The sequence below is a fragment of the Streptomyces sp. NBC_00690 genome (assembly GCF_036226685.1).
GTDB lineage: Bacteria > Actinomycetota > Actinomycetes > Streptomycetales > Streptomycetaceae > Streptomyces.
In genome coordinates this window covers 55,989-78,668 of record NZ_CP109010.1, presented here as the reverse complement: position 1 = coordinate 78,668, position 22,680 = coordinate 55,989, and the positions used below count along the sequence as shown (strand labels likewise).

The 22,680-nt window shown below is 67.0% G+C and carries 16 protein-coding genes and 5 pseudogenes; 13 read left to right on the top strand and 8 right to left on the bottom strand.

The annotated features are described in order from the left end of the window. Positions 1–64: 64 nt before the first annotated feature. Positions 65–1,042, bottom strand: a complete 978-nt coding sequence (locus OID54_RS37895) for an alpha/beta fold hydrolase (protein WP_329028068.1) — start codon at positions 1,040–1,042, stop codon at positions 65–67. A 211-nt stretch (positions 1,043–1,253) separates the two neighbouring features. Here OID54_RS37895 and OID54_RS37890 point away from each other — a divergent pair, with 211 nt between their 5' ends. Together OID54_RS37890 and OID54_RS37885 are read left to right on the top strand one after the other, a co-directional pair. After that, complete coding sequence (locus OID54_RS37890) at positions 1,254–2,009, top strand: alpha/beta fold hydrolase (RefSeq protein WP_329012109.1); 756 nt, start codon at positions 1,254–1,256, stop codon at positions 2,007–2,009. Between the two features lie 307 nt (positions 2,010–2,316). Continuing rightward, positions 2,317–3,477, top strand: coding sequence for an RCC1 domain-containing protein (locus tag OID54_RS37885; protein WP_329012106.1), 1,161 nt, complete (start codon positions 2,317–2,319; stop codon positions 3,475–3,477). Between the two features lie 274 nt (positions 3,478–3,751). On the opposite strand, the pseudogene OID54_RS37880 reads toward OID54_RS37885, so the two are convergent. Beyond that, a pseudogene (locus tag OID54_RS37880) lies at positions 3,752–4,003 on the bottom strand (thioredoxin domain-containing protein); the annotation flags it as partial. Positions 4,004–4,140: 137 nt separating this feature from the next. Next, entirely contained in the window at positions 4,141–4,617 is a 477-nt protein-coding gene (locus OID54_RS37875) for an ATP-binding protein (RefSeq protein ID WP_329012100.1), read from the bottom strand. A gap of 432 nt (positions 4,618–5,049) precedes the next feature. On the opposite strand from OID54_RS37875, the gene OID54_RS37870 reads away from it, so the two are divergent. Then, on the top strand, positions 5,050–5,733 hold the full coding sequence (locus tag OID54_RS37870) for a hypothetical protein (protein ID WP_329012096.1): 684 nt from the start codon (positions 5,050–5,052) through the stop codon (positions 5,731–5,733). Between the two features lie 266 nt (positions 5,734–5,999). Continuing rightward, positions 6,000–6,104, top strand: a pseudogene (locus OID54_RS39340) (IS5-like element IS4811 family transposase); the annotation flags it as partial. A 380-nt stretch (positions 6,105–6,484) separates the two neighbouring features. Here OID54_RS39340 and OID54_RS37865 read toward each other — a convergent pair. Next, positions 6,485–7,171 (bottom strand): annotated as a pseudogene (locus OID54_RS37865) (alpha/beta hydrolase); the annotation flags it as partial. A gap of 174 nt (positions 7,172–7,345) precedes the next feature. Between OID54_RS37865 and OID54_RS37860 the strand changes: the two are divergent. Then, positions 7,346–8,512 carry a serine hydrolase domain-containing protein gene (locus OID54_RS37860; protein ID WP_329012093.1) on the top strand — a complete coding sequence of 389 codons (1,167 nt, stop codon included), beginning with the start codon at positions 7,346–7,348 and terminating at the stop codon, positions 8,510–8,512. A gap of 1,002 nt (positions 8,513–9,514) precedes the next feature. Next, positions 9,515–10,675, top strand: coding sequence for a serine hydrolase domain-containing protein (locus tag OID54_RS37855; protein WP_443055829.1), 1,161 nt, complete (start codon positions 9,515–9,517; stop codon positions 10,673–10,675). A 176-nt stretch (positions 10,676–10,851) separates the two neighbouring features. Here the strand turns inward: OID54_RS37855 and OID54_RS37850 are convergent, their stop codons facing one another. Then, entirely contained in the window at positions 10,852–11,340 is a 489-nt protein-coding gene (locus OID54_RS37850; RefSeq protein ID WP_329012087.1) for a hypothetical protein, read from the bottom strand. A 1,140-nt stretch (positions 11,341–12,480) separates the two neighbouring features. Then, on the bottom strand, positions 12,481–12,900 hold the full coding sequence (locus OID54_RS37845) for a hypothetical protein (protein ID WP_329012084.1): 420 nt from the start codon (positions 12,898–12,900) through the stop codon (positions 12,481–12,483). Positions 12,901–13,946: 1,046 nt separating this feature from the next. Between OID54_RS37845 and OID54_RS37840 the strand changes: the two genes are divergently transcribed. After that, on the top strand, positions 13,947–14,231 hold the full coding sequence (locus OID54_RS37840) for a hypothetical protein (protein WP_329012081.1): 285 nt from the start codon (positions 13,947–13,949) through the stop codon (positions 14,229–14,231). A 10-nt stretch (positions 14,232–14,241) separates the two neighbouring features. Here OID54_RS37840 and OID54_RS37835 read toward each other — a convergent pair whose 3' ends face one another. Continuing rightward, a complete protein-coding gene (locus tag OID54_RS37835) occupies positions 14,242–14,664 on the bottom strand; it encodes a VOC family protein (RefSeq protein WP_329012077.1) in 423 nt (140 codons plus the stop codon). A gap of 161 nt (positions 14,665–14,825) precedes the next feature. On the opposite strand from OID54_RS37835, the gene OID54_RS37830 reads away from it, so the two are divergent. The 5 genes and pseudogenes from OID54_RS37830 (at position 14,826) to OID54_RS37805 (ending at position 20,333) form a co-directional block, all read left to right on the top strand. Continuing rightward, entirely contained in the window at positions 14,826–15,827 is a 1,002-nt protein-coding gene (locus OID54_RS37830; protein WP_329012073.1) for a helix-turn-helix transcriptional regulator, read from the top strand. Positions 15,828–16,235: 408 nt separating this feature from the next. Next, a complete protein-coding gene (locus OID54_RS37825; protein WP_329012068.1) occupies positions 16,236–16,532 on the top strand; it encodes a hypothetical protein in 297 nt (98 codons plus the stop codon). A gap of 342 nt (positions 16,533–16,874) precedes the next feature. Next, positions 16,875–17,177 (top strand): annotated as a pseudogene (locus OID54_RS37815) (transposase); the annotation flags it as partial. Between the two features lie 648 nt (positions 17,178–17,825). Beyond that, on the top strand, positions 17,826–19,262 hold the full coding sequence (gene ltrA, locus OID54_RS37810; protein ID WP_329012064.1) for a group II intron reverse transcriptase/maturase: 1,437 nt from the start codon (positions 17,826–17,828) through the stop codon (positions 19,260–19,262). 153 nt (positions 19,263–19,415) lie between these two features. Continuing rightward, on the top strand, positions 19,416–20,333 hold the full coding sequence (locus tag OID54_RS37805; RefSeq protein ID WP_329012061.1) for an IS3 family transposase: 918 nt from the start codon (positions 19,416–19,418) through the stop codon (positions 20,331–20,333). Positions 20,334–21,110: 777 nt separating this feature from the next. Here the strand turns inward: OID54_RS37805 and OID54_RS37800 are convergent. Then, positions 21,111–21,870 (bottom strand): annotated as a pseudogene (locus tag OID54_RS37800) (IS5 family transposase). A gap of 110 nt (positions 21,871–21,980) precedes the next feature. On the opposite strand from OID54_RS37800, the gene OID54_RS37795 reads away from it, so the two are divergent. Next, positions 21,981–22,340, top strand: coding sequence for a hypothetical protein (locus tag OID54_RS37795; protein ID WP_329012059.1), 360 nt, complete (start codon positions 21,981–21,983; stop codon positions 22,338–22,340). The last annotated feature ends 340 nt before the right edge of the window (positions 22,341–22,680 follow it).

The following is a 22,680-nucleotide window of genomic DNA, read 5'->3' as shown; positions in this document are numbered from 1 at the left end:
CGCCCGGGCCGGGCCGGGGTGTCCCGCCCGGGCTACCGGGACGGGACACCTCAGCACGAAGCTGCTACGGGACGAGGAAGTAGAACGGCCGGTTCACCGCCACACCGTCGGTGCCGGTGGTCACGCGAATGGAGTTGCCCGGACAGGAGGCGTCGTTGCGCGAGACGCGGACGTCGCTGCCCCTGGGGGCGTCGTTGCTGAGGGTGGCCATCGGGATGGACTTGATGGCCTGAACGCCCGATGCCAGCACGATGCAGTACGAGCCGGCTCCGGGGACGACTTGTAGTTCGGTTTTGAGGGTGTCGTGGACTGCGCGGCGTAGTCGGTGGGGTGGGAGGAAGACGTCGTTGGCTCCTGTGACGGCCAGCTGCGTGCACCGCTGGCCGGATGGTGGTTCGGCGCGGCCGGGTGCCCCGCTGGAGCGTGAGTGCCGTGCGACGAGGGTCATCCACTCGACCAGCTCGTTACGTGGTTGGCGTCCGGGGGCGGACATGGCGCGTAGCAGGCGGGCGCTGCTTGTGGGGGTGGGGCGTAGGAACCAGGCGGTGGAGGCGGCGAGGAGGTGTGGGGGGACGCTGAGTCTGGTCAGTCCGGCGGGGGAGGCGAGGACGAGCCGTTCGATGTGCGGGGAGTGGCAGGACAGGGCTACGGCGGCGCCGAAGGAGTGCCCCATCACCGTCACGGGGGCGGCAATGGTCTGTTCGATGACCTCGTTCAGCCAGGTGCCGTACCAGGACAGCCGACCCTTGGCGAGCCCGCGTTCACCGGAGCTGAGGCCGGGCTGTCCGGGGACGTCCGGCAGGATGACGCGGTGCCCCGCCGCGGCCAGAGCGGTGGCCAGCGGCAGGGATGCTGCTGCGTTGAAGTTGGTCCCCGGTAGGAAGAGCACCGGGCTCCCCGTCCCGGCGGTCACCACATGCGTCCGCACACCGGACACGGTCAGCGTCACCCGTTTATGAGCCACCGCCCAGCCGTCGAGCCGGTCTGTGCACCAGCGGCTGATGGCCTCGCGCCCCGCGATGGAGCGGTATATGGATCCCATCTACCGGAGTATGGCGATCACAGTGGCTGAGGAACATCACGAGCGGAGCACGACCTGTCGCACGGCACCACCGCGGGCGCCCGGATGGTGCCGCGGATGCGGTCCCTGGACGCTTAAGCGTCACTTGCCGAGGCTTCCGGGGCCTGACCTGGAAGGGTGCGTTCTCAAAGGAGAGCGACGTTCGCCCATGACGACGAGAGGAAAGCCCGCCATGAGCATTTCCCGCCGCCTGATCGGTTCCGGCGACCACAAAGTGCTGGTGCTCCACGACTGGTTCGGCACCAGCGCCGGCTGGGGGCCCTTCCTGGACTACCTGGACGGTGACACCTTCAGCTACGCCTTCCTCGACTACCGGGGCTACGGCGATCGCAAAACCGTGCGCGGTGCGTACACGCTCGCTGAGATCGCCGAGGACGCCCTCGCCTTGGCCGACGAGCTCGGCTGGGAAAGCTTCTCCCTCATCGGCCACTCCATGGGCGGCAAGGCGGCCCAACAGGTGTTGGCCCAGGCGCCGCACCGAGTACGCAAGCTGGTCGGCGTGGCCCCTGTCCCCGCCGGTGTCTATCCGCTGAACGCCGAGGGAGAAGCGCTGTTCTACGGCGCAGCACAGGACCGCGACAAGCGGCGGTCCATCGTGGACCTGGTCACCGGCCGACGTGCTTCCCGGGTGTGGGTCGACCTGATGGTCGACCACTCTCTGCAGTGGTCGACCCGCGAGGCGTTCGGCGGCTACGTGAAGGACTGGGTCACCGCAGACCTCACGGAACGGATCATCGGCAACCCCGTCCCGGTCAAGGTCATCGTCGGCGAGCACGATCTCGCCCTGACGGCCGACGCGATGCACGCCACGTGGCTCAGCCACTATCCGAACGCCGAACTGGAGAAGATCGCCAACAGCGGCCACTACCCCATGCACGAGACACCTGTGGCCCTGGCCACCAGCCTCGAAGCATTCCTGAACCGCTGAACCCCTGAGCCCGCAGCGGCAGTTCCACGAGCACGTGGCGCACCATCACCCTGCCTACGGGCCCGATCGGGAATCCCGGACAGCGGATCACCGCCCAGTCACGGCGGGGAAGATCGCTGCGCAGTTCACCTTCGGCTGCGGCGGTTCGCCATATCAGCATGTCGGGGTGTGTAGCCCGCCCGCGTGAGAGGTCCCTGACGGAGCGGGGACCCACTCGCACGGTTGCATATAGTGACTGAGTAATCACTATGCGCAATGGTTCGGCTTTTGCTGCCTGCCTGCGCCACACGAATCGCTAAGGACCGACATGAACGCACTCCACCGCGGCCGCCACCGCAGCGCCCCGCTCCTGGTGGGCCTGCTGACGCTGCTGGCAATCCTGATGACGTGGCCCTCGACCGCCACCGCGCAGGAAAGCCGGCTCAAGGGTTGGGGAGCCAACGAGAGCTACCAGCTCGGCGGCGTGGTCGCCAACGCCAAGTACAAGCCCGTGACCGTGGCGGGGCTCACCGACACCGACATCAAGAGCATCGATGCCGGCGCCAGCCACAGCCTCGCACTGCTCTCCAACGGGACCGTGGAGAGCTGGGGCCTCAACACCAGCGGCCAGCTCGGCATCGGCACCGTCACCAACCAGGACCAGGCATCCACCGTCACCGGACTGCGCGGCGTGGTCGCCATCGCAGCCGGCGCCAACCACAGCCTGGCACTGCTCGCCGACGGCACTGTGCGCGCCTGGGGCCTCAACACATACGGCCAGCTCGGCGACAACAGCGTCGCCACCCGCGTCACCCCGGTCAACGTCGCCGGTCTCACCAACGTCGAGGCCATCGCCGCCGGGGACCACCACAGTCTTGCCGTCCTCGCCGACGGCACCGTCAAGGCGTGGGGCTACAACGCCAACGGCCAGCTCGGCGACAACTCCCTCGCCCAGCGCAACACCCCCGTCACCGTGACCGGCCTCGCCAATGTCCGCAGCGTCGCCGGGGGCAATGCCCACAGCCTCGCCCGTCTGGCTGACGGCACGGTCTGGTCCTGGGGCTACAACGTCCAGGGGCAGCTCGGCGACAACTCCGTCACCAGGCGCCTCACCCCGGTCAAGGTCGACGAGATCAGCACCGCCCGCGAGATCAGCGCCGGGGTCCACCACAGCGTCGCCCTGCTCGCCGATGGCACCGTGAAGACCTGGGGCTACAACGCCCAGGGCCAGCAGGGCGACGGCACCCGCACCGACCGCCCCGCCCCCATCACCCTCGAAGGCGCCACCAACATCCGCGCCATCTCCGCCGGCCACTACCACACCCTCGTCCTCGACCGTGACGGCAAGGTCAGCGCCGTCGGCTACAACAACAACGGCCAGCTCGGCGACGGCACCGCCACCGACCGCACCGCCCTCACCACCCCCATCAACAGCCTCAGCAGCGTCTCGCTGATCGCCGGAGGCGGAGCCTTCAGCCTCGCCGGATAACGGGCAGCGCACACAAGACACCGCACCAAACACCGCGACCAGGCAAGCGGCACACACCGCTAGCCTTCAGACGGCCCCCACGAAGCAGAGCCTTCACCACGCACCCCGCACGAACGCCAGCCCGGCCGGAACCCGGCCGGGCTGACCCAGTTAAGTGTGCAGACCACCGGGTGGGAACGCACGCACGGCATTGTGTTCACCGGCCGTGGATGTGGGTGTCAGGTGGTGGACACAGGGTCTGCGGAGTCCATTCGGTTTGCCGGGGTGGGTCTGGTCAAAGGTTGGCGTCCAGGAACTCTTCGATCTGCCCTCGGGAGAGGGCTCCGATCCTGGTGGCCGTCACCGTGCCGTTCTTGAACAGCAGGAGTGTCGGGAGCGCGCTGATGTCGTAGGTGGGAGGGGTAGTGGTGTTGTGGTCGATGTTGAGTTTGGTGATCACGAGCCTGCCCTCGTACGCGCCGGCGATCTCGTCGAGTGTGGCCGCCACCATCCTGGACGGACCGGCCCACTCCGCCCAGAACTCGACTTGAGTGGCGAGGCGCGGATCCCTGCCATTGGCACGGTGCCTGACTGGTCTCCCCATGCTTTCACCGTGTTCGTACGGATCCCGGCCTGGTGTCACCCGAGCCGAATGTGAAGACCCAGTCGTCTCGCGGTCTGGGGTCAGGTGGTTTGGCGGCCGGAGGGGTGTCCGCCGGGGTCGCCGGCGAGGACGATGGAGATGGTGATCCGTTTGCCTACGGGCTCGCGGTGGATCGCGAAGCTCTGGCTGATCGCCATGACGATCTCCAAGCCGTGCTGGCCTACCCGTGTGGGATCTGCGGGCAGGAGGAGCGGTAGGGCGGTGCTGCTGTCCCAGACGCTGACCTGAACCGCTCCGTCCTCGACCTGGAGGGTGAGGAGGCACGGGCCGGGGGCGTACTTGCGCGCGTTGGTCACCAGCTCGCTCACCGCGAGCTTCACCATATCCATCGCCCGCCTCGATACCGGCAGCCCGTGCGCGGCCTGCACGGAGGTGAGGAAGTCGCGGACCAGATCGCGCGCCTCAGCGATCCCCCCGCTCTCCTCGAACACGGCGGAGACAGTGATCGGGTGGTAGCCCAGCAGCTCGGGTCCCTTGTCCTGCGCAGACAGGTCCATACATCCGCCCTTCTGCTCCCAGCGCTGAGCTGACTCACCCCCGCATACCCGCGAAATTTCGCCCCACTCCCACCCAATCCCGACCAGCGACGTGATAGCGCCGCACAGCGGATGAGAACCATCCCTCCGACGTCGCTGTTGGAGACAGGTGGGATCGCGTGGAAGGGGCTGGGTCCGTGGGTGTTCTTGTGGGATTGCTGCGATGGGGCAGGTGCGTGGGTTCGGTCGCGGATATGTCACGCGGCGTCAGTTGGTCAGGCGTCAGCGCTGTAGCGGCTTGCGCCGGTTGGAGTCGGGTAGCCGTGAGCCCCCCCCGCCCGGGTTGACCACGTCAGTGACCGGCGGGCGCGCTGCGTTCTGGTCGGCGTCCTTCGGGTGGGGGTTGTGGTCCCCGGTGATCGCTTTGTCAGTGGGGGCACTTAATCTCACTTCATGCATAATTCCAAGATCGCTTTCGGCCTCATCGCGGCCTGTTTGCTCACCGTCGGGTGCGGCTCCTCCGATGACCAGGACAGCGCCGGGGGCGCCGCGCAGAAGGCACTGCCGGTTGCCGTCGACGGTCCCCAGAAGGGTGTTATTCCCCAGCGTGAAGCGGGCGAGAAGCTGAAGATCACCCCGCTTCCCCCGATGAACGCGCCCTTCGCCGAGAAGGTGGAGCACAACCTGCGCCAGGACATCCTGCGCTCCGCCCGGGTGCCCGGGGAGACCAGCGCGGAGTGCCCCGACGGTGTGGATGAGACAGCTGGCGCCGTCAGCCAGTGCGTCGCCGTCTACGAGGGAGTCGCGATCCCCTACGAGGTGAAGATCAGCGAATCAGCCAAAGAGGGCAGCTCCCTGATCTTCTTCACCACCACCCCCAAGAAGGGCCTGCTGGTGGCGAGCACGGCCTACGACTCGCTGAATGAGCAGTACGGACCCACCTCCGGTCGCACCGACGCCAGCAAACTGGCCTGCCAGACGCTGCCTCCCGCCAAAGCCGTCCCCCTGGGTAAGGACACCGGCTACACCTGCCAGTACTGGGGCAAGCACGCCAACCAGGGCGAGCCCGGCTACGCGACCCTGCGACTCACCATGGGCCCCCAGGGGTCTGGGCTGGGCTTCGAAACCATCGCATAGCTAATGCAGCCTGGTGGCTGATCGCTATAAGCCTGTTGCCGTGTGCGCGTGTTGTATTCGACGGACCTCTGAGGACCATCGCCTTGCTCGGGACGCGTGCACCACGTCGTCTACCGGCGTGCAGGTGGCTCCGACGAGCTGAAGAACCTGGAACTTTGACACACCGCCTGTCACCAGCAGCACCACGCTGGTGATCACCGGAGAGAGCAGTGCCAGCCCTTCTCTGAGGGGGCGGGGACGCAGCAATGCGTCCCCGCTACCCGACACGCCTCGTCCAACACTCCGAAGCCCTTATCACCTGGGCCACCATCACCCTCATGACCCGGCGACTCGCACGGCAGGGTGCCACCCGTAGCTGGCCGGGGAAGCCGGCGCGGGCCAGGTAGGTGCCAGGGGTCCGAAGGATTGGGCGCGTCTCGCCGGGCTGGGTCAAGGGCGCAGGGCATCGAGGAGTATCGGTAGTGCGTGGCGTAGTTCGCGGTATCCGTAGGTGCCGCTGTGGGTGCCGGGGAAGATGTGTGTGGTGACGGGGGGCTCCCAGGGACCTGAGTCGGTGTGTCAGGGTGCGGGTCTCGAAGCCGCCTGCGGCTTCGGTGACGGAGACGACGTCGTCGGGGAACAGGGCGATCCATTTCTCGGTGCCCGGGATGTGGACGTCGGCGTCGCCGTCGAGTGGGCCGGGGGTGCCGTCTCCCGAGGCGAGGTAGAGGGGTGTGTCGCGCAGGCCCTTGGCGCGGTAGAACGGGTCCCAGTCCAGCCAGACCTCCCACTGTTTCCAGGGGTCTCCCCAGATCTTGTAGCCGTCAACGCCCAGGTACGCTGCGCCGGACAGCCACATCTCGGGGTGCTGGATCGGGTGGACGGGGGCGCTGAAGGCGGCGATGGCGCGGAACAGGCCGGGGTTTCGTGCCGCCATGCCCAGGGCGCCGAAGCCTCCCTGGGACTCGCCTCCCGCTGCCCGCCGCGGCCCGGCCCCGTAGTGGCGCTCCATCAGGGGCACGACCTCTTTGAGGAAGTATGTGCGCACCCGTGGTGTGCCACCTTGGCCGTTGTTCCACCAGTCGGTCCAGAACCCGAACAGCGGCATGGCCGGCATGACCACCAGGACATCGTGCAGCTCCGTCAGTTCCTGCACCCGGAACATCGTGGTCCACGTCGTGTGGTCCCCGTCCCCGCCTGCCAGCAGGTAGAGCGTCGGCCACCGGTCACCCCGGCCACGGCGGTCCCAGCCGTGCGGGGTGAGCAGAGCCACGGGAATGGTGCTGCCCAGGGCGGGGGAGTCGATGGTCAGCTCGACCAGCCGTTCGTCCAGGCGCCGTTCCGCGATGACCTCTCCACCCGCTCGGGCAGAAGAAGCCACCGCGACCGGCGACGGACCGACAACGGTCAGCGAAGCCGCGCCGGCCAGCACAGCGCGACGAGAAGGAAAGTTCGGCATACCACCTTCTTCGGCCACGAGCCCTCACATCTGAACCCCGGAGCGATAGTTCCAGTCGGCGGCCGACCCACAGCAGTCCCGGTTCAAAAACACGTACCAACCGGGGGTGCGGGGTGGGGGCGGCTCTGTTTGGCTGGTGACGGGGTACCCCGTCCATGGAGGTGAGCACGACCGATGCCCAAGGTAGCGGGAGGGTTTCGTACCGCCCTTGCAACCGTAACCGCGGCCTTCCTGACCGTGGTCCTGATCATCCCGGCGCCCTGGTCGGCAGCCGCATCGCCGGCGGGTCGGGACGACGCACACGCGCGGACGCGCGCGGCCATGGAGCGGGCGGTAAGAGATGGTGCGCCCGGGGTCCTCGTCTCCGTGATCCACGGCGCGGACCGGTGGGCGGGGGCGGTGGGGGTCGCGGACCGCAGAACGACGCGACCACCGCATCCGGCGGACCACTTCCGGGCGGGCAGTATCACCAAGACCTTCACGGCCACCCTCGTTCTCCAGCTGGAGGCGGAGGACCGGCTCGGTCTCGACGACACGGTGGAGAAGTGGCTGCCCGGCGTGGTCCGGGGCAACGGTCACGACGGCCGCCGCATCACCGTCCGGCAGCTACTGAACCACACCAGCGGTGTGTACAACTACCTCAACGACCCCGCCCTCCACCAGATCGGCCCCCCCTGGCTCCAGCACCTGCACGAGACCTGGACACCCGAGCAGCTCCTGGCCGTCGCCCTGTCGAACCCCCCGCCCGCCCGGCCGGGCGAGAGGTTCGTGTACTCCAACACCAACTACCTCCTGGCCGCGATGATCGTGGAGAAGATCACCGGCAACTCCTACGAGCACGAGCTGCACCGGCGCATCATCGACCCCCTCCGCCTGCGGGACACCAGCTCACCGGGCACCCGCGAAACGCTGCCCCGCCCGTCCGGACGGGCCTACTCCACCGCCCAGATCCAGGCACCCCTGCCAGGCATCGACGTCACCGAGTTCAACCCCTCACCGCTGCGCGCCAGCGGCGAACTCATCACCACGGCCGGCGACCTCAACCGCTTCTACCGCGCCCTGCTCACCGGCCGACTGCTGCCCGAGGCCCAGTTGCGGAAGATGACCACCACTATCTCCGCCGGCACCGAGGACCACGGCCTCGGCCTCATGCGCATGGCCACCTCCTGCGGAATCGAACTGTGGGGACAGCGCGGCGCCGGATACGGATTCGAAGCCCTCACCGTCTCCACCCGCGACAGCCGCCACCGCATGACCCTCTACATCAACACCGACCACCTGGCCCTGGAGGGCACGACAGCCAAAGACGTCACCGAAGCGGAGTTCTGCCACCGTTCATGACCTCAAGGGCCTGATCCGTCTCCACTGGTACCCCAACTGCCCCGGGAACGCGCGCCTGAGCAGGATGGGAGCCGAAGTGTCCAAGGCCGCCCCTTGGCGTCGCTGGCCGGTTCCCGCTCTTGGCCTGGCCGGCTGGCTGGCTATCGTGCGGTTCGGCCCCTCCCTCTGGCGCCCGGTCAGCCTCCGGGGCCTGTCCGGTGTGGCCCTGATGTGAGCAGGTATTAGGACTCGGTGCCGGCCTGGATGATGGCGCCGTTGAAGTCAGCCGGTCGATGATGGCCGCGCTGAGCCGCAGGTCGGTGAACGTCTTCGTCCATTGATCGACACGGCCGTTGCTGAGATGGCCGCCCAGCTCCAGAAAGGCGTGAAGGACCGAGCTGCCGCGCACCGCTCCGGCTCCCAGCCCATGGCGCCACCGGACCCGACGCACCACACCCAGCGGCCCGCCCCACCCCGGGCGGGCGGGGCGATACCCACGGGAGGACTCGGATGACCACACGGTCCCCGGACCCGAGGATTAAGGCCATCGCCGCCCGGTTGAGGAAGGACCTCCAGGAGCGCGCCGACATATACGGGCCGCCGTTGCTGTGGGAGCCGGTCTGGCAGCGCCCCCGGAAACCGAAGAGCGAACAGAATGAGGAAGGCGGAGCTGCGCAAGCAACGCAAGCGACTGCGGAACGCGGGACAGCGCCGCTTCGCTGCTGGGCAGTCGCGCCGGCCCCGCTCTCGGCAGAACCGGATCGGCAACGCTCGTGGAGGACACCGCCCCCTGAGAGCTCTGCCCAGGCGGCGGGTTTGTGCTGCTTCTGGGTCCTGGGCCGTGAGCGTGTCTTGGGAGGGGACTCCCACGGGGCCCGGCGGTGCCTCCGTATGGGTGGCTCTAAATGGGTGGGGCGCGGGAACACGGGGGTATGGCGGTCCGCTGCCGCGCATTGCTGGTTCGGGTTCCCTGATGCTGGGTCCTGCCCGGGTGTGGGCCTTCGGGCAGGACTCGCAGAAGGAGTGATCGTTTTGGCCGGACACTGTTGTACCCGTTCCCGGAGGGCGGCGAGGGCGCTGGTCGCGCCGGCCGCGCTCGGCGCCTTGCTGGTGAGTACCCCGGCGGCGGGCTTGCCCATGGCTGAGGACCCGGTACAGCGGGGCATGGAGCGGCTGGTGACCGAGGACAGGTGGCCAGGTGCCCTGGCTGCCGTGCGAGGTCCGGGCGATCGGCGGTTCCGTCATCTCACTGCCGGGGTAGCCGATCTGGATACGGGGGCGCCGGTGCCGTCCGACGGGCGGGTGCGCATCGGCAGCAACAGCAAGACCTATCTCGCCGTGGTGGTGCTCCAGCTCGTCGGCGAGGGCCGGGTGGATCTGGACGGGCCCATCGAGACCCATCTGCCGGGGCTGGTGCGCGGCGAGGACATCGACGGGCGGAACATCACCGTCCGGCAGTTGCTCCAGAACACCAGCGGACTGCCCAACTACACCGACTACCTGGACCCGGACTGGTTCAGGATCCGCGACATCTACTGGGAGCCGCGCGAACTGCTCGACCTGGCGCCGGCCCACAAGGCGACCTTCCCGCCGGGCACGGACTGGTCGTACAGCAACACCAACTTCCTGCTGGCCGGTCTGCTGGTGCAGAAGGTCACCGGCCGTCCGCCAGCCGAGGAGATCGAACGGCGGATCCTCCAACCGCTCGGGCTGCGCGACACCTACACCCCCGTCCCCGGCGAACGCGGCATCCGGGGCCCGCACCCCCAGGGCTACCACGCGGACGACCCGGAGCAGACACCCCGGAACATCACCAGGATGGACCCATCGTGGGCCTGGGCCGTCGGAAGTATGATCGCCACCCCGAGCGATCTCAGCCGCTTCTTCTCCGGGCTCATGAACGGACGGCTGCTGAATCCCGCGCTGCTGGAGCAGATGCGGACCACGGTCCCCGCCGACAAGCTCTGGCCGGGCTGGCGCTACGGGCTCGGTCTGCTTAGCGCCCCGCTGAGCTGCGGCGGACTGGTCTGGGGGCACGGCGGTGACATCCCCGGCTACAAGACCCTCAGCGGAGTCACTGACAATGGCCACGCGGCCACCCTCGCCCTGACCGGAATCCGCCTGGCTTCACACCCGTCCGTGGAACACGCCAACGACGTCCTTGATACCGCTCTGTGCACATAAGGAAAACGGCCCGCCGCTCTCGCCACTGAGTTCCCTACCGCTGCCCGCACGGCGATCAGGAGATGAGGCGACGTACCTCCCGTGGCCGTGCGTGGCCGAGTCGACCATGTCACCGGAGGCGCCACTGACGTACAACGAGCGCATCCGCATCCCGCTGACTGCACAACGGGGTCCGTTCAGGTGCTCCCGGGAGTTGGTTCGCGCTGTCGCCACCTCTTCTCCGGTCCCGCATCCGTTCTGCTCCAGCGCCGGGGTTCGGGAAGGTCCACCGGCTGCACGATGCTCAGGCGGTCCGAGGCGTGAAAGGACGTGGCGATCACCTTGATGCCGATCTCGCTCCTGCCACCCGTGGGATGACTGATCTCAAAGCGGAGCTGCACCGCAAGCTGCGGGCTGCACGGGCTGGTCTGCTCTCCAGGCTGGAGGGACTCGGCGAATACGACCTGCATCGTCTTGTCGGCGGTGGTGATCAAGACCGTGGTGGTTCTGGGGTCCGTGGTGATTCTGTGGAGGGCTGTCTCGATCGCTGTGGCTCCGCTGTTGGACTGCTGCAGCAGGCCGAACGCCATGCAGTGGTGCGCACCGGTGAGCCGGGCGACGCGGTGGGCGGGGCTCCAGACCCCCTCATCCTGTTCGTAAACCCAGCAGTGGATGAGAAGGTCCACGTCCTCGGGGGTGAGGCCGGCATCGGCGAGGGCGGTGCGGGCGGTACGGCTCCCACACTGGTCACCTCGGAGGCGGCGACCGCATCGCCAACCTCGCCTTCACCCTCAAGCAACGGCCCCCACCCGGGAGCCACACCCTGCTGGTGAGCGTCGGCGCCGGCTACTGCGCCACCTGCCTCATCGTCCGAGCCCGACACGCACACCAGCGCCGGGGAACGAGCCGACCCGGTTCGGAACAGTTGCCGGTCTGCTCGAAGCGAACTCTTGCCGACGACCGTTGGAAGACGACTGAGGCATACCCGCCACCCGGTCCTATACGGTGCGTGCGAGGCGGCGGTCGCGCGCGAGCGCCTGTAGTCGCCGCTTCCACCACTGAGTACCAGCGTGATCCGTGGTGATCGCTTCCCCGGCTGCATTGTTGACCTGGGTATGGGCCTGAACGCGCGGGCCGCGCCGGGGTCGATCAGCGGGCCGAGCAGGCGGTCGAGAGTGCGTGTCATCTCGCCGACGTCGTACCGGGCGTTACCGAGCTGGACGGCGGTCCGGCCCGGGGGAGTGGCAGTGTGCCGGCGGCGCACATCACGGGACCGTTGTCTGACCGGCTGCCCTCGGTTGTGCTCGGTGTGGGTTGCGTCCCCGGGCCGACACCTGTGCTTTGCCTCTGGTGGGGGATGGGGTGCACCGGGGTGGTCTGCGACAGGCCGGGCGTCGTCTATCGCGCTGTTCCGGCACCTTTGTCGCCGGTTTCTTCTCCGGCGGCTCGCGGGTTGCCGCTGGCAGGTTGGTGAGGAGTTCGGGGTGTTCCTCGACGAGGAGGTGTCCGCCGCCGGGGACGACTTGTAGGTCGTTTTTGAGGATGTCGCGTACTGCGCGGCGTAGTCGGTGGGGTGGGAGGAAGATGTCGTGGGCTTGTGAGTGCGAGAGGTTCCCGTCCCGGGCTGCGGACGTTGGCCGTTCGCAGCCCGGGACGGGAGTGGGTCACCCGGATCTGCTCCGGCGTCAACGCATGTTCGCCGCCCTGGGCGCCGGCAGCGGGGGCGGGGTACACGTCCCCGCGCCGAGTACCTGACGCGCCGTCCCCGCCCCCGTGAGGCGAGAAGGGGAGCGTGTGTTGCCGAGTCGCATTCAGGCGGGGGAAGGTTACCCAGAAATGTTGTTCCACGGGCCCCAGGCGCCTGTGTGCACGTTCGCTCCGTTAGCGCCGTTTCGGGTGAGGACGCGGAAGCTGACCTTGCCGGATTCCTTCATGTTGTAGTTGCAGACCTTGGTCGTTCCGGAGCCGCCAGCTGCGTGGCACTCGTCATTGGCGCGGTTGTAGTTGTACTTGGTCTCCACGACTACCCGCAGGCCATCACTCCGTCTGTCCTCGGCAGTGATCACGTCCCCGACGTGATCGAAGCAGCCCATGCCGACCGCGGGCCCGCCGTTGTCATCCAGCCACTGACAGTAGATGACCGACGCACGGGGACTGGAGGCAACGTTGTCAGCCTGTGCGGGAGATATCGTCATGGCGAAGGTGGCACAGCCTGCGACGGCTGCGGCAGCGAATCTCAACTTCATGGGGTTCCTTCTCCTCCAACAGTGAACTGCGGCCAGGGGATGCGGTCCCGCCCTGTCGTGCGATCGCTCGGCAATCTTCCGTTCGCTCTCGCAGAACGCACCCCCAAGGAGCCACTCATCATGCCGATTGCCTGCGAGGAGCTCAACAACCCGGCGTGATACGCGTGATAAGTACAACGATCAGTCGGCGCCCCACTAGAGCGCCCCCTGCCTGCCATTCCCTTGAGGTCGGCCAGAACGTGAGGAGTAGGTTGACCAGTCGGCCGAGTAGCCGGGATAGCGGAGCACCGCCCAATCACGGCGGGGAAGATCGCTGCGCAGTTCACCTTCGACTGCCGAGTCAATCTGGTCGCCAAGGAAACCGCTGTGGGCGACGGAGTCCAGTCCCCCTCTGCGACGCAACACCCGGAACGGGTGAAGAAGCCGCCCGACACCCGGGATGACGGCAGGCATGCCCCGCCCCTGCACTGCGGACCGAGGCGCCAGGCCAGGCGCGAGCCCCAGTGCCCGCCCTTCTCACGCCACTCGGCCCGGTGCGTACACAGTGGGTGACGGCGCATCGGGTGTCGTGCGCTCGGTGCGCTGCCCCTTGACCAGGTGCGCAGCCGGATTCCGATCCGTCCTCGGGTGGAAAGCAACCCTTGTCCAGCGACGGGTTTCTGCGAGTTTCTCGACGTTTCCCCTAGACCACGTCCGCTACCGCGCCAGCGGGGCCATGCACGGGCCCCGCGATGGGCGGTGGCGACGGGGTGATCTCTCGCTCCCTGCGTAGCGTGCACCGTGTGTAGGGGGTGCGCGGCTCGGACGATGCCGCTCCCTCTGGGGCCCGCAGCGCGCTCTGCCGGGTGGGAGTGCGCGAGTTCGTGCGCACCTGGTGGTGGTGGGGGGGCATCGTGGTGCGCGCCCCGGATGGGGGGAGTCCACTCGGTGCGCACCGTCGGGTGGGGGAGTGCGCTGCACTGGTGCGCGTCGGTGCGTCGCCACCGCTGGTGTGATGGCGCGCGGTGGTTGGCGGAGTGGTTCTGTGGGTGGGACCTGGCCACCACTTGTCGCTCAGAGCGAAGAGCGCCGGGTTTCCACTCCGTCCCGGTTTCTGGCGCGTCGAGTTGGGTTTTGCGCTGCTCCTCAAACTCACCCGTCCGCAGCGCCTTCCGTTGTTGGTGGACCGATCGCCCCACTGGGAACGCCTTCGTGGCGCCGGCCTCGACCTCAATGTCATGCAGGCAGGCGCCGTCGCCGTGGCACAGGATCTCCAGGAGCAGTCGGGCCGAGCGCCGCTGCCGGGCAGGAGTGCGCCCACGGCTTCCCGTCGCAGCCGTCCACGGTGGTGATGGGGTCGGTTCAGTCGTTGTACGGAGCGGTGACGTCCAGGACCCAGGTGATGCCGAAGCGGTCGGTGAGCATGCCGTACAGCGGTGCCCACTGCGCGGGCTCCAGCGGACGCACGATGGTCGAGCGCTCGGCGAGCTTGCCCCACAGGGCGCTGATCTCCTCGGCTTCGTCGCCACGCACGGAGACGAAGAACGGGTTCTCGCCCTGGTTCCAGGGGAGCCGCGAGGGCACGTCGTAGGCCATGACGTGGAAGCCGTTGTCGCCGGCCACCTCGCCCCACATCACCCAGTCCGCCTCACTCTCGTCCTGCACGGCGCCCGCGTCCTTGTAGGTGACCGCGACAGTACGCCCGCCGAAGACGGACTGGTAGAAGTCCAGCGCCTCACGTGCGGTGCCCCGGAAGTTCAGGTGAGTGGTGGTCGTGACGGACATGACCTGCTCCTTGCTCGATGTGATGAATACACCGCCTACCGTCCCAGCTCCAGCGGCGGCTGCCGTGACCAGGAGGAGCGATGCCTCCCGAACGGCTCGTATGCCACGATGGCAGAGGTAGAGGACAGGTTGTGTCCGGTACTTCAGGGAGTATGAGTGCCATGCATAAAACATCTGCCCGGCTCCTCGCGCTGCTCTCCCTCCTTCAAACACCCCGTGACTGGTCCGGCGATGATCTCGCCGAACGTCTCGGCATCACGTCGCGCACGGTGCGCCGTGACATCGACCGCCTGCGCGAACTCGACTACCCGATCAAGACCCTCAAAGGACCAGCCGGCGGCTACCGCCTGGAGGCCGGCACTCACCTGCCGCCCATGCTGTTCGACGACAACCAGGCCGTCGCCCTGGCCGTCGCGCTGCAGACCGCGGCCGCCAGCACCACCGTCGCCGAAGACGCCACCCGCGCGCTGGCCACCCTCCGCCAGGTCATGCCACCCCGCCTGCGCCACCGTATCGACCTGTTGCACATCACCGCCGTCCAACCGCCCGCCGCGGCCGGCGGCACCCCCCAGGTCGACGCTCAGGTCCTGATGGACCTGAGCCGCGCCATCCACACCCGCGAGGAACTGCGCTTTGACTACTCCCCGATTCCCAGCACCTCGGCCGATGACGTCCGCCGCGTACAACCCCACCACCTGGTCACCTGGCGTCACCGCTGGTACCTCGTGGCCTGGGACCTCCACCGCGAGGACTGGCGCACCTTCCGCGTCGACCGCATCCAGCCCCGCACACCCACCGGCCCCCGCTTCACGCCTCGAGACCTCCCCAGCGGCAACCTTTCCACCTTCATCACCAGCCGATTCCGCGGCAACGACGGCACCACCACCGACTGGCCCTGCCAAGGCGAAGTCATCCTCCGCCTCCCGGCCGCCGACGTCGCACCCTTCACCCAGGACGGCATCGTTGAGGAACTCGGCCCCCGTCACTGCCGGCTCATCCTCGGCTCCTGGTCATGGACCGGACTCGCCGCCGCCATCGGCCGCTTCGACACCGACATCGAAGTCATCGGCCCACCCCAACTGGCCACCGCATTCGGGGACCTCGCCGCCCGCTACGCCCACGCCGCCCGCACCACAAGACCACAGGCCGGCCCGGTGCGGTGAGAACACGCCCACAAGCCCTCCGAACCTTCGGGGCCGACCCAACACCCAGTTACACGCGATCCGTGAGGCGGGAAGGGGTTCGCGTAAATGGCGGTTTGTGCGACGCGTTACCGCGCCCCAGCGGCCAGAAGCCTGAACCTGCAGATAGATACGAGAACCCGGGAACCCGCCGTGTCCCCGGGGTTTGGTGTGGTCTTCGCTTGGCCGTCGGGTTCAGCGGCCGGTGGTAGAGCGTGTCACGCCCGCTGCACCCCCAGCCTGCGCAGTGCGTCCAACTGTTCTGGGGTGAGTTTGTCCTCCTTGCTCGGGCGCTGGAGATCCATACTCCTAGGACTTGTCCGGCCGACCACGGTTGCCGTCGACCTGAAGTCGATTGCCCGAGTTCCGTAGGCGCGCGACCATTCTCGGATGGGTCAAGTCGAGAGTCTGATGCTGGTGCGGGTCGTGCAGACGTGTCCCGCCTACCCGTCCCAGTGGGATGCCTGGACAGCGGGGGGCCAGTACCTGTCCCTTCGTTACCGGCACGGTGCTGGCTGCGTCGAGCGTCATCCCGGCCCTGACATCGACACATCCGACTCCTGGAATGAGGGCCTCTCGGAGCTCCTGACCGAATGGGACGACGGAACCGGCAGCGGAGTCATCAGCCTTGAAGCCTTCCTTGATACCTCTGGCCTGGCATTGGCTCCAGGTGCATCCGTGGGCTGACGCCGTCAAGCCCGGTCATGTCCGGAGCCAGATGACGAGAGCTGCTGCCGTTGCCGTGCCCAGGAAGACCTAGCCGCGCTTGTCATAGCGGGTTGCCACTGCTCTTGCGTGCTGGAGCCGGTTGATCGCGCGTTCGACGGTGTTGCGCTTCTTGTACCGCTCTCGATCGAAACCGGGTGGCCGTCCGCCGCGTGAGCCTTTGCGTAGGCGGGCGGCCCGGCTGTCGGTCTTCTCCGGGATCGTGTGCCGGAAGCCCCGGCGCCGCAGGTACTCACGGCACGGGCCGTTGCTTTATGCCTTTGAGGTTCCCCCGAGATTCGGTGGGTGGTGACAGCGGGTCAGATGGATCTCGTGAGAGGAACTCTGGCCATGGCTGCACCGAGAAAATACCCGCAGGAGTTGCGTGATCGCGCGGTGGGGATGTACCGCTTCACCGATCCGAAGCCGCAGATCAAGCGGCTGGCAATCGATCTCGGGGTGCATCCCGAGGCTCTGCGCGGCTGGATCCGCCAGGCCGAGGCCGATGCCGGCGAGCGTGACGACCGGCCGACCACGGCCGAGCGCGAGGAACTCGCGGCCCTGCGCAAGGAGAACGCCCAGCTCAAGCGGGCGAACGAGATCCTGCGGACGGCCTCGGCTTTTTTCGCGGCGCAGCTGTGCGCCACGAGGCGCGATGTTGATCGAGAGGTGGTGAAAGACCACTTCCGTCGGGCCGTCGTAGCGGCCTGATCGAAGCTTGGGGGCAGCCTGATCCGGGGAACGCCGGTGAGGGTGGCAAGCGGCCCCGACGAAGGCGGGACGTGCCGGAACTGTCAGACGGTGTGGGCCCGTTCAGCGAGGTCAGAAGGTGTAGCGAGAGCGAACCAGTGGTGGACGCCCCGTAACAGCGAAGCCGGGTCAAATCTGGCAGATATGGGCCGGTACGCAGCGCGTGAGGGCCGGGCCTTTCGGGCTGGTCTTCAACTCCGAAGCCGTTTAGTTGTGTCGGTGGGGAGGCCACGTCGAAGTTCTACGGCGTAGACGTGGCGATGCTGCCGGGGTAGAGCTGGGCGCCTCCCTGACTGATCGATCACATGGTGAACGTGGGAACCATCCACGGTCGCCCTCCTGTTGGACAGCCAGTTCAGCGGTGGGCAGGTCCGTTGCCGATTGAGGGCCGTGGGATGGGGCGGAGGCTCCGTAGTAGTCGCGGGCGTGACGACCCGCCGTGGAGGCCGTGAGAGACGGCCGCAGGGCGAAGGGAGCCAGCAAGCCAGCAGTCGAGGCTGCTGGAATATCAGGAGGTTTTCGCTGGTGAATACCGACGAACTGGAGCACGCCATATATGTGGCGGAGCGACGGGTACTGAATATCCAGACCAAGTTGCACCGTTGGGCTCGTGATGATTCTCATCGCAGGTTCGACGACCTCTACAACCTCGTTGCCGATCCGGGCTTCCTTCTGGTGGCCTGGGATCGGGTGAGGGGTAACAAGGGTGCCCGCACGGCTGGAGTGGACGGGCGCACAGCCCGTTCCGTCGAGGCCGGGCAGGGCGTCGAGGATTTCCTCGACGGACTGCGGTCGCAGCTGAAGGACCGTAGTTTCCGCCCGCTACCGGTGCGGGAACGGATGATTCCAAAGGCCGGCGGGAAGCTCCGCCGCCTGGGGATCGCAACCATCACCGACCGGGTGGTCCAGGCATCTTTGAAACTGGTGCTGGAGCCGATTTTCGAGGCGGACTTCCTCCCGTGTTCCTACGGGTTCCGCCCGAATCGTCGGGCTCATGACGCGGTAGCCGAGGTGCGCTATCTATCTTCGCGGCCACGCAATTATGAGTGGATCGTCGAGGGAGACATCACGGCCTGCTTTGACGAAATCTCGCATCCGGCCCTGATGGATCGGGTGCGGCATCGAGTTGGGGACAAACGCGTTCTGGACCTGGTGAAGGCATTCCTAAAGTCAGGCATCCTCGGAGAGGACCGCCTGCTGCGGGAAACCACCGCCGGGACCCCACAAGGGTCGATTCTTTCGCCTCTGCTCAGTAACGTGGCACTGTCGGTCCTGGACGAATACATAGCCCAGGCGCCGGGAGGCCCGAGCGCTGGGAAGGTGGACCGCGCCAGACGGCACCGCCATGGTCTTCCCAACTACCGCCTTATTAGGTACGCGGACGACTGGTGCCTGATGGTCTTCGGCTCGAAATCGGATGCCGAGGTCCTGCGCGAGGAAATCACTGAGGTCTTGTCCACGATGGGCCTGCGCCTGTCGCCGGGGAAGACCTTGATTACCCATATCGATGAGGGACTGGACTTTCTCGGGTGGCACATCCAGCGTCACCGCAAGAGGGGGACCAGTCAGTACTACGTCTATACCTATCCCGCGAAGAAGGCTGTCCAGGCCGTGAAGCGGAAGGTCAAGACGCTGTGCCGCGAGGTCGAAGTGAACCAACCGCTGGATGACCTGCTGCGTCGTTTGAATATGGCGTTGCGGGGCTGGTGTGCTTACTTCCGGCCAGGGGTGTCCTCCGCGACCTTCGCTTATCTGAGCCACTACACGTGGCAGACGGTATGGCGATGGATGCGGCGCAAACACCGCCGGTCCACTTGGAAGGAACTCCGCAACCGCTATTGCGGCGGTGGATGGTGGCCCTCCAGTGATAACAGGGAGCTGTTCGACCCAGAGAAGGTAGGCACGACCCGCTACCGATACCGAGGCTCGATAATTCCGGCTCCCTGGCCCATCGCGGGATGAGGATGTTCAACACGCAGCCCATTTCGGGGCTTGTGGAGAGCCCGGTGCATTGAGAGGTGCCCGCCGGGTTCGGGAAGCGGTCCGGGGAAACGGGCCGGTCGAAAGGCCGGAACCGCGCCCCGGGCCGACTTTCACCGACCCGACCCGGCCCAGGTGACGGCGCTCTTCACCGAGCACCCGCATCTGGAGGTCGAGCCCACGCTCCGGGAACTGCACATTGCCTCCTCCACCTACTACCGCTGGCGCCGCGCCGAGAAGCAACCGTGCGAACGGGTCCGCAAAGACGTCGAACTCACCGACAGGATCCGCGAGATCCACACCGATTCCGGCGGGATCTACGGCTCCCCGCGCGTGCACGCCGTCCTCAAACGCGAGGGCGTCCACGTGAGCCGCAAACGTGTCGAGCGATTGATGCGCGAGGCCGATCTCGCGGGCCTCAGCCCACGCCGCAGCAGCTTCACCCGCCGGGACCCCAAGGCCACCCTGGCCCCGGACCTGGTCGAGCGGGACTTCACCGCGCCTGAGCCGAACCGGCTGTGGGTCACCGACCTCACCATGATCACCACGATTGAGGGTCCGCTGTGGCTCTCGGCGATCCGGGATGCGTTCTCGCGCCGGGTGGTGGCCTGGGAGACCTCCGCCCGCGCGGACGCCGACCTGGTCCTGTCCTGCCTTGAGTACGCGCTGGCCAGCCGGGACGTAGAGCCCGGCCGACTGATCCACCACGCCGACCACGGCTGTCAATACACGTCCGTGAAGCTAACAACACGCCTGATGCGGGCAGGAATTGAGGCTTCCATGGGCTCGGTCGGGGATTCGTACGATAACGCTCTCGCCGAGAACTTGTGGATGCTGATCAAGACTGAATGCGTCCGCGGCCGCGTCTTCGCCACGAGGGCCGAGGCGAACCTGGCGCTCTTCGAGTACGTCGATGGGTTCTACAACAGCCGGCGGATCCAGAAGCGGCTCGGCTACCTCAGCCCCATCGAGTTCGAGGAGAAGCACTACGCCGACCGAGCGGCGGCCGATCAAGCGAACCTGAACATCCATCAACCCGTTCTGACCAGCTGATCAGCACCTCCCGCGCACCGGGGGAACCTCAAAGTTGAATCGGTCACCGGGCGGCGCAGGCCACGACTTGCGTAGCCAGTCGAGATCGACGACGGCATGAGGGATCCCTGCGTCAGCGAGAAGGTCGCCCAGGGCCTCGGCAACGGTTGTCTTACCCACGCCGACAGTGCCATTGAGGAGGAGGGCGCGAGCGTCCCGCCGGCTGTTTGCGTGCATCTCGGCATCGTACGTCGAACAGCTCGGGCGTCGGAGTCACGCCTGTCACTGGTGGGGATGCGCACGTCCGCCACCGGTTCGAGCCTCTGTCGTAGTCGTCACGGAAGCGCGATCACCCCATTTGCAAGGGAATTCCATCACCGCCCCGCCACATTACCGGTATCCGGCGAACCAACCGCTGACAGACGATCTACTGCGCAGACAGTCGCCCATGACCAGCGTGAGCACCCCGAGAACCGGTCACACCAGCCCTTTGAACTGCGGCTTCAAGTTGGCAGAGGCTCAATGGAGAGAAGACACTCTGACGTTCTGTACGCCTGAGGAATGGATCTGGAGCCGAGCCGTACGCCTCCGGTCTGACCCCGCCCCGGGGCCAGAACCCCCACACAGCCCGCTTCCCCCACTTATGAATACATCGACCAACGACCCCCCACCACTACGCCCAGTCCCACTGGCGCAGCCCGAGCCGTACCGGCTGCTGCTGCGCACCGCCCACCACCTGCCTCCGCTCCTGCTGCGCACCGGGGCCGCAGTCCACAGTTGCCCGCCTAACTGATCGTTTCAGAATGAGGTCCGGAGCCGTCTCAAACAGATGATGTTGTAGGCAAGTTGGAGCAGTCCGAGGTGGAGGTCGGCTCGTATCTCGTAGCGGATGCGGAGTCGCTTGAACTGGTGGAGCCACGCGAAGGTGCGCTCGACGACTCAGCGTGTCTTGCCCAGGCCGGAGCCGTGCGGGGTGCCGCGGCGGGCGATCTTGGGTGTGATCCCACGCGCCCGGATGAGACGGCGGTATTTGTCGAAGTCGTAGCCTCGGTCGGCGAACAGCTGCCGGGGCCGGTGGCGTGGCCGGCCGCGCAAACCACGAATGTGGGGGATGGCATCGACGAGGGGCATCAGCTGGGTGACATCATGCCGGTTGCCGCCGGTCAGTGACACCGCGAGCGGCGTGCCGTGCTGGTCGACGATGATGTGGTGCTTGCTTCCAGGGCGGCCCCGGTCGACCGGAGATGGTCCGGTGTGAGTTCCTCCTTTGAGGGCGCGGATGTGCGAGCCGCCGATGGCACAATCGTCCATTTCCAGCAGCCTGGCCGCCCGCAGCTCGGCAAGGATCGCCGAGTGCAGTCGGGGCCAGACGCCAGCCTCGGTCCAGTCCCGTAAACGGCGCCAGGCCGTGACCCCGGAGCAGCCCACCTCCTGACGTGGCACGTCGCGCCAGGTCACGCCTGTGCGAGGACGAAGGTGATGCCTGCCAACGCGATGCGGTCGCTTGTTCGGTGTCGTCCTGCATACCGATGCGGCCGCTGTGGAGGGGCGGCAGCATCGCAGCGATGCGCGTCCACAGGTCATCGGGCACAAGATCACTGTTCACGCCCGGCAGCGTGGCGGAAGATCCCGGTTGAGGTGGGCCGATTGACCCGGCAAGCTCGCCTGATGAGTCAGAGCAGACAGCCGGGAGCCTGGGACGGCCCCTTCTACCGAGTTCGTACAGAACATTTCGAGGCCGCGTTCATACCGAATGCCGGTGAGGACCTGGAGTCCGTGGACAACGTTGACGTCTTCGTCGACCTTCCGGACGGCTCTCGATGGAGCGCGACCATCATCACTCTCGCCCAGGTCGAGCTTGTAATGGAGAGGTGGGCGGCAAGCGGGGAAGCCTTGGGAGGTCGCTACTTCTGGGTCTCGGACGGTCTCATCGTCCGCGATGCCGGCATCAGCAACATGACCCGAGTACTCGTCGGCCTTGTTGAGAACGAGGAGTTCGCGCAGGTCCTTCAGCGACTCGACGTCTGACAGGCTCCAGCAGTCACGAGATCCTGATTCTGAAATGGTCAGTAAGTGTTCCCCTGGTGCTGTTGGCCCGTGCGGACTGGGTTTGGCTCGTCTTCCTTGCTCAGTACGGCGAGTGGCAGGATGAATGGGGGAGTAGCGAGGGCAATTCGGCGGTGATCGTCGCCCGCGCCGCTTCCTGTATCGAGACTCCTCGTCATGCACACCAGCAGCCACAGCGTCCTGTATGACCCACCGGCCTGATCGAAGCCGGTCTCCCGCTCGACCGCGAACTGTACGAGCGTCTCGTCAGCGCCGTCCTGGCCTGGACCGGCAGGGACGTGCTCGCGCTACGCGACTACGA

Coding starts and splice junctions, on each gene's coding strand:
- OID54_RS37895 (WP_329028068.1), bottom strand. CDS start 1,042: ATGGGATCCATATACCGCTCCATCGCGGGGCGCGAGGCCATCAGCCGC.
- OID54_RS37890 (WP_329012109.1), top strand. CDS start 1,254: ATGAGCATTTCCCGCCGCCTGATCGGTTCCGGCGACCACAAAGTGCTG.
- OID54_RS37885 (WP_329012106.1), top strand. CDS start 2,317: ATGAACGCACTCCACCGCGGCCGCCACCGCAGCGCCCCGCTCCTGGTG.
- OID54_RS37875 (WP_329012100.1), bottom strand. CDS start 4,617: ATGGACCTGTCTGCGCAGGACAAGGGACCCGAGCTGCTGGGCTACCAC.
- OID54_RS37870 (WP_329012096.1), top strand. CDS start 5,050: ATGCATAATTCCAAGATCGCTTTCGGCCTCATCGCGGCCTGTTTGCTC.
- OID54_RS37860 (WP_329012093.1), top strand. CDS start 7,346: ATGCCCAAGGTAGCGGGAGGGTTTCGTACCGCCCTTGCAACCGTAACC.
- OID54_RS37845 (WP_329012084.1), bottom strand. CDS start 12,900: ATGAAGTTGAGATTCGCTGCCGCAGCCGTCGCAGGCTGTGCCACCTTC.
- OID54_RS37835 (WP_329012077.1), bottom strand. CDS start 14,664: ATGTCCGTCACGACCACCACTCACCTGAACTTCCGGGGCACCGCACGT.
- OID54_RS37830 (WP_329012073.1), top strand. CDS start 14,826: ATGCATAAAACATCTGCCCGGCTCCTCGCGCTGCTCTCCCTCCTTCAA.
- OID54_RS37825 (WP_329012068.1), top strand. CDS start 16,236: ATGGGTCAAGTCGAGAGTCTGATGCTGGTGCGGGTCGTGCAGACGTGT.
- OID54_RS37795 (WP_329012059.1), top strand. CDS start 21,981: ATGAGTCAGAGCAGACAGCCGGGAGCCTGGGACGGCCCCTTCTACCGA.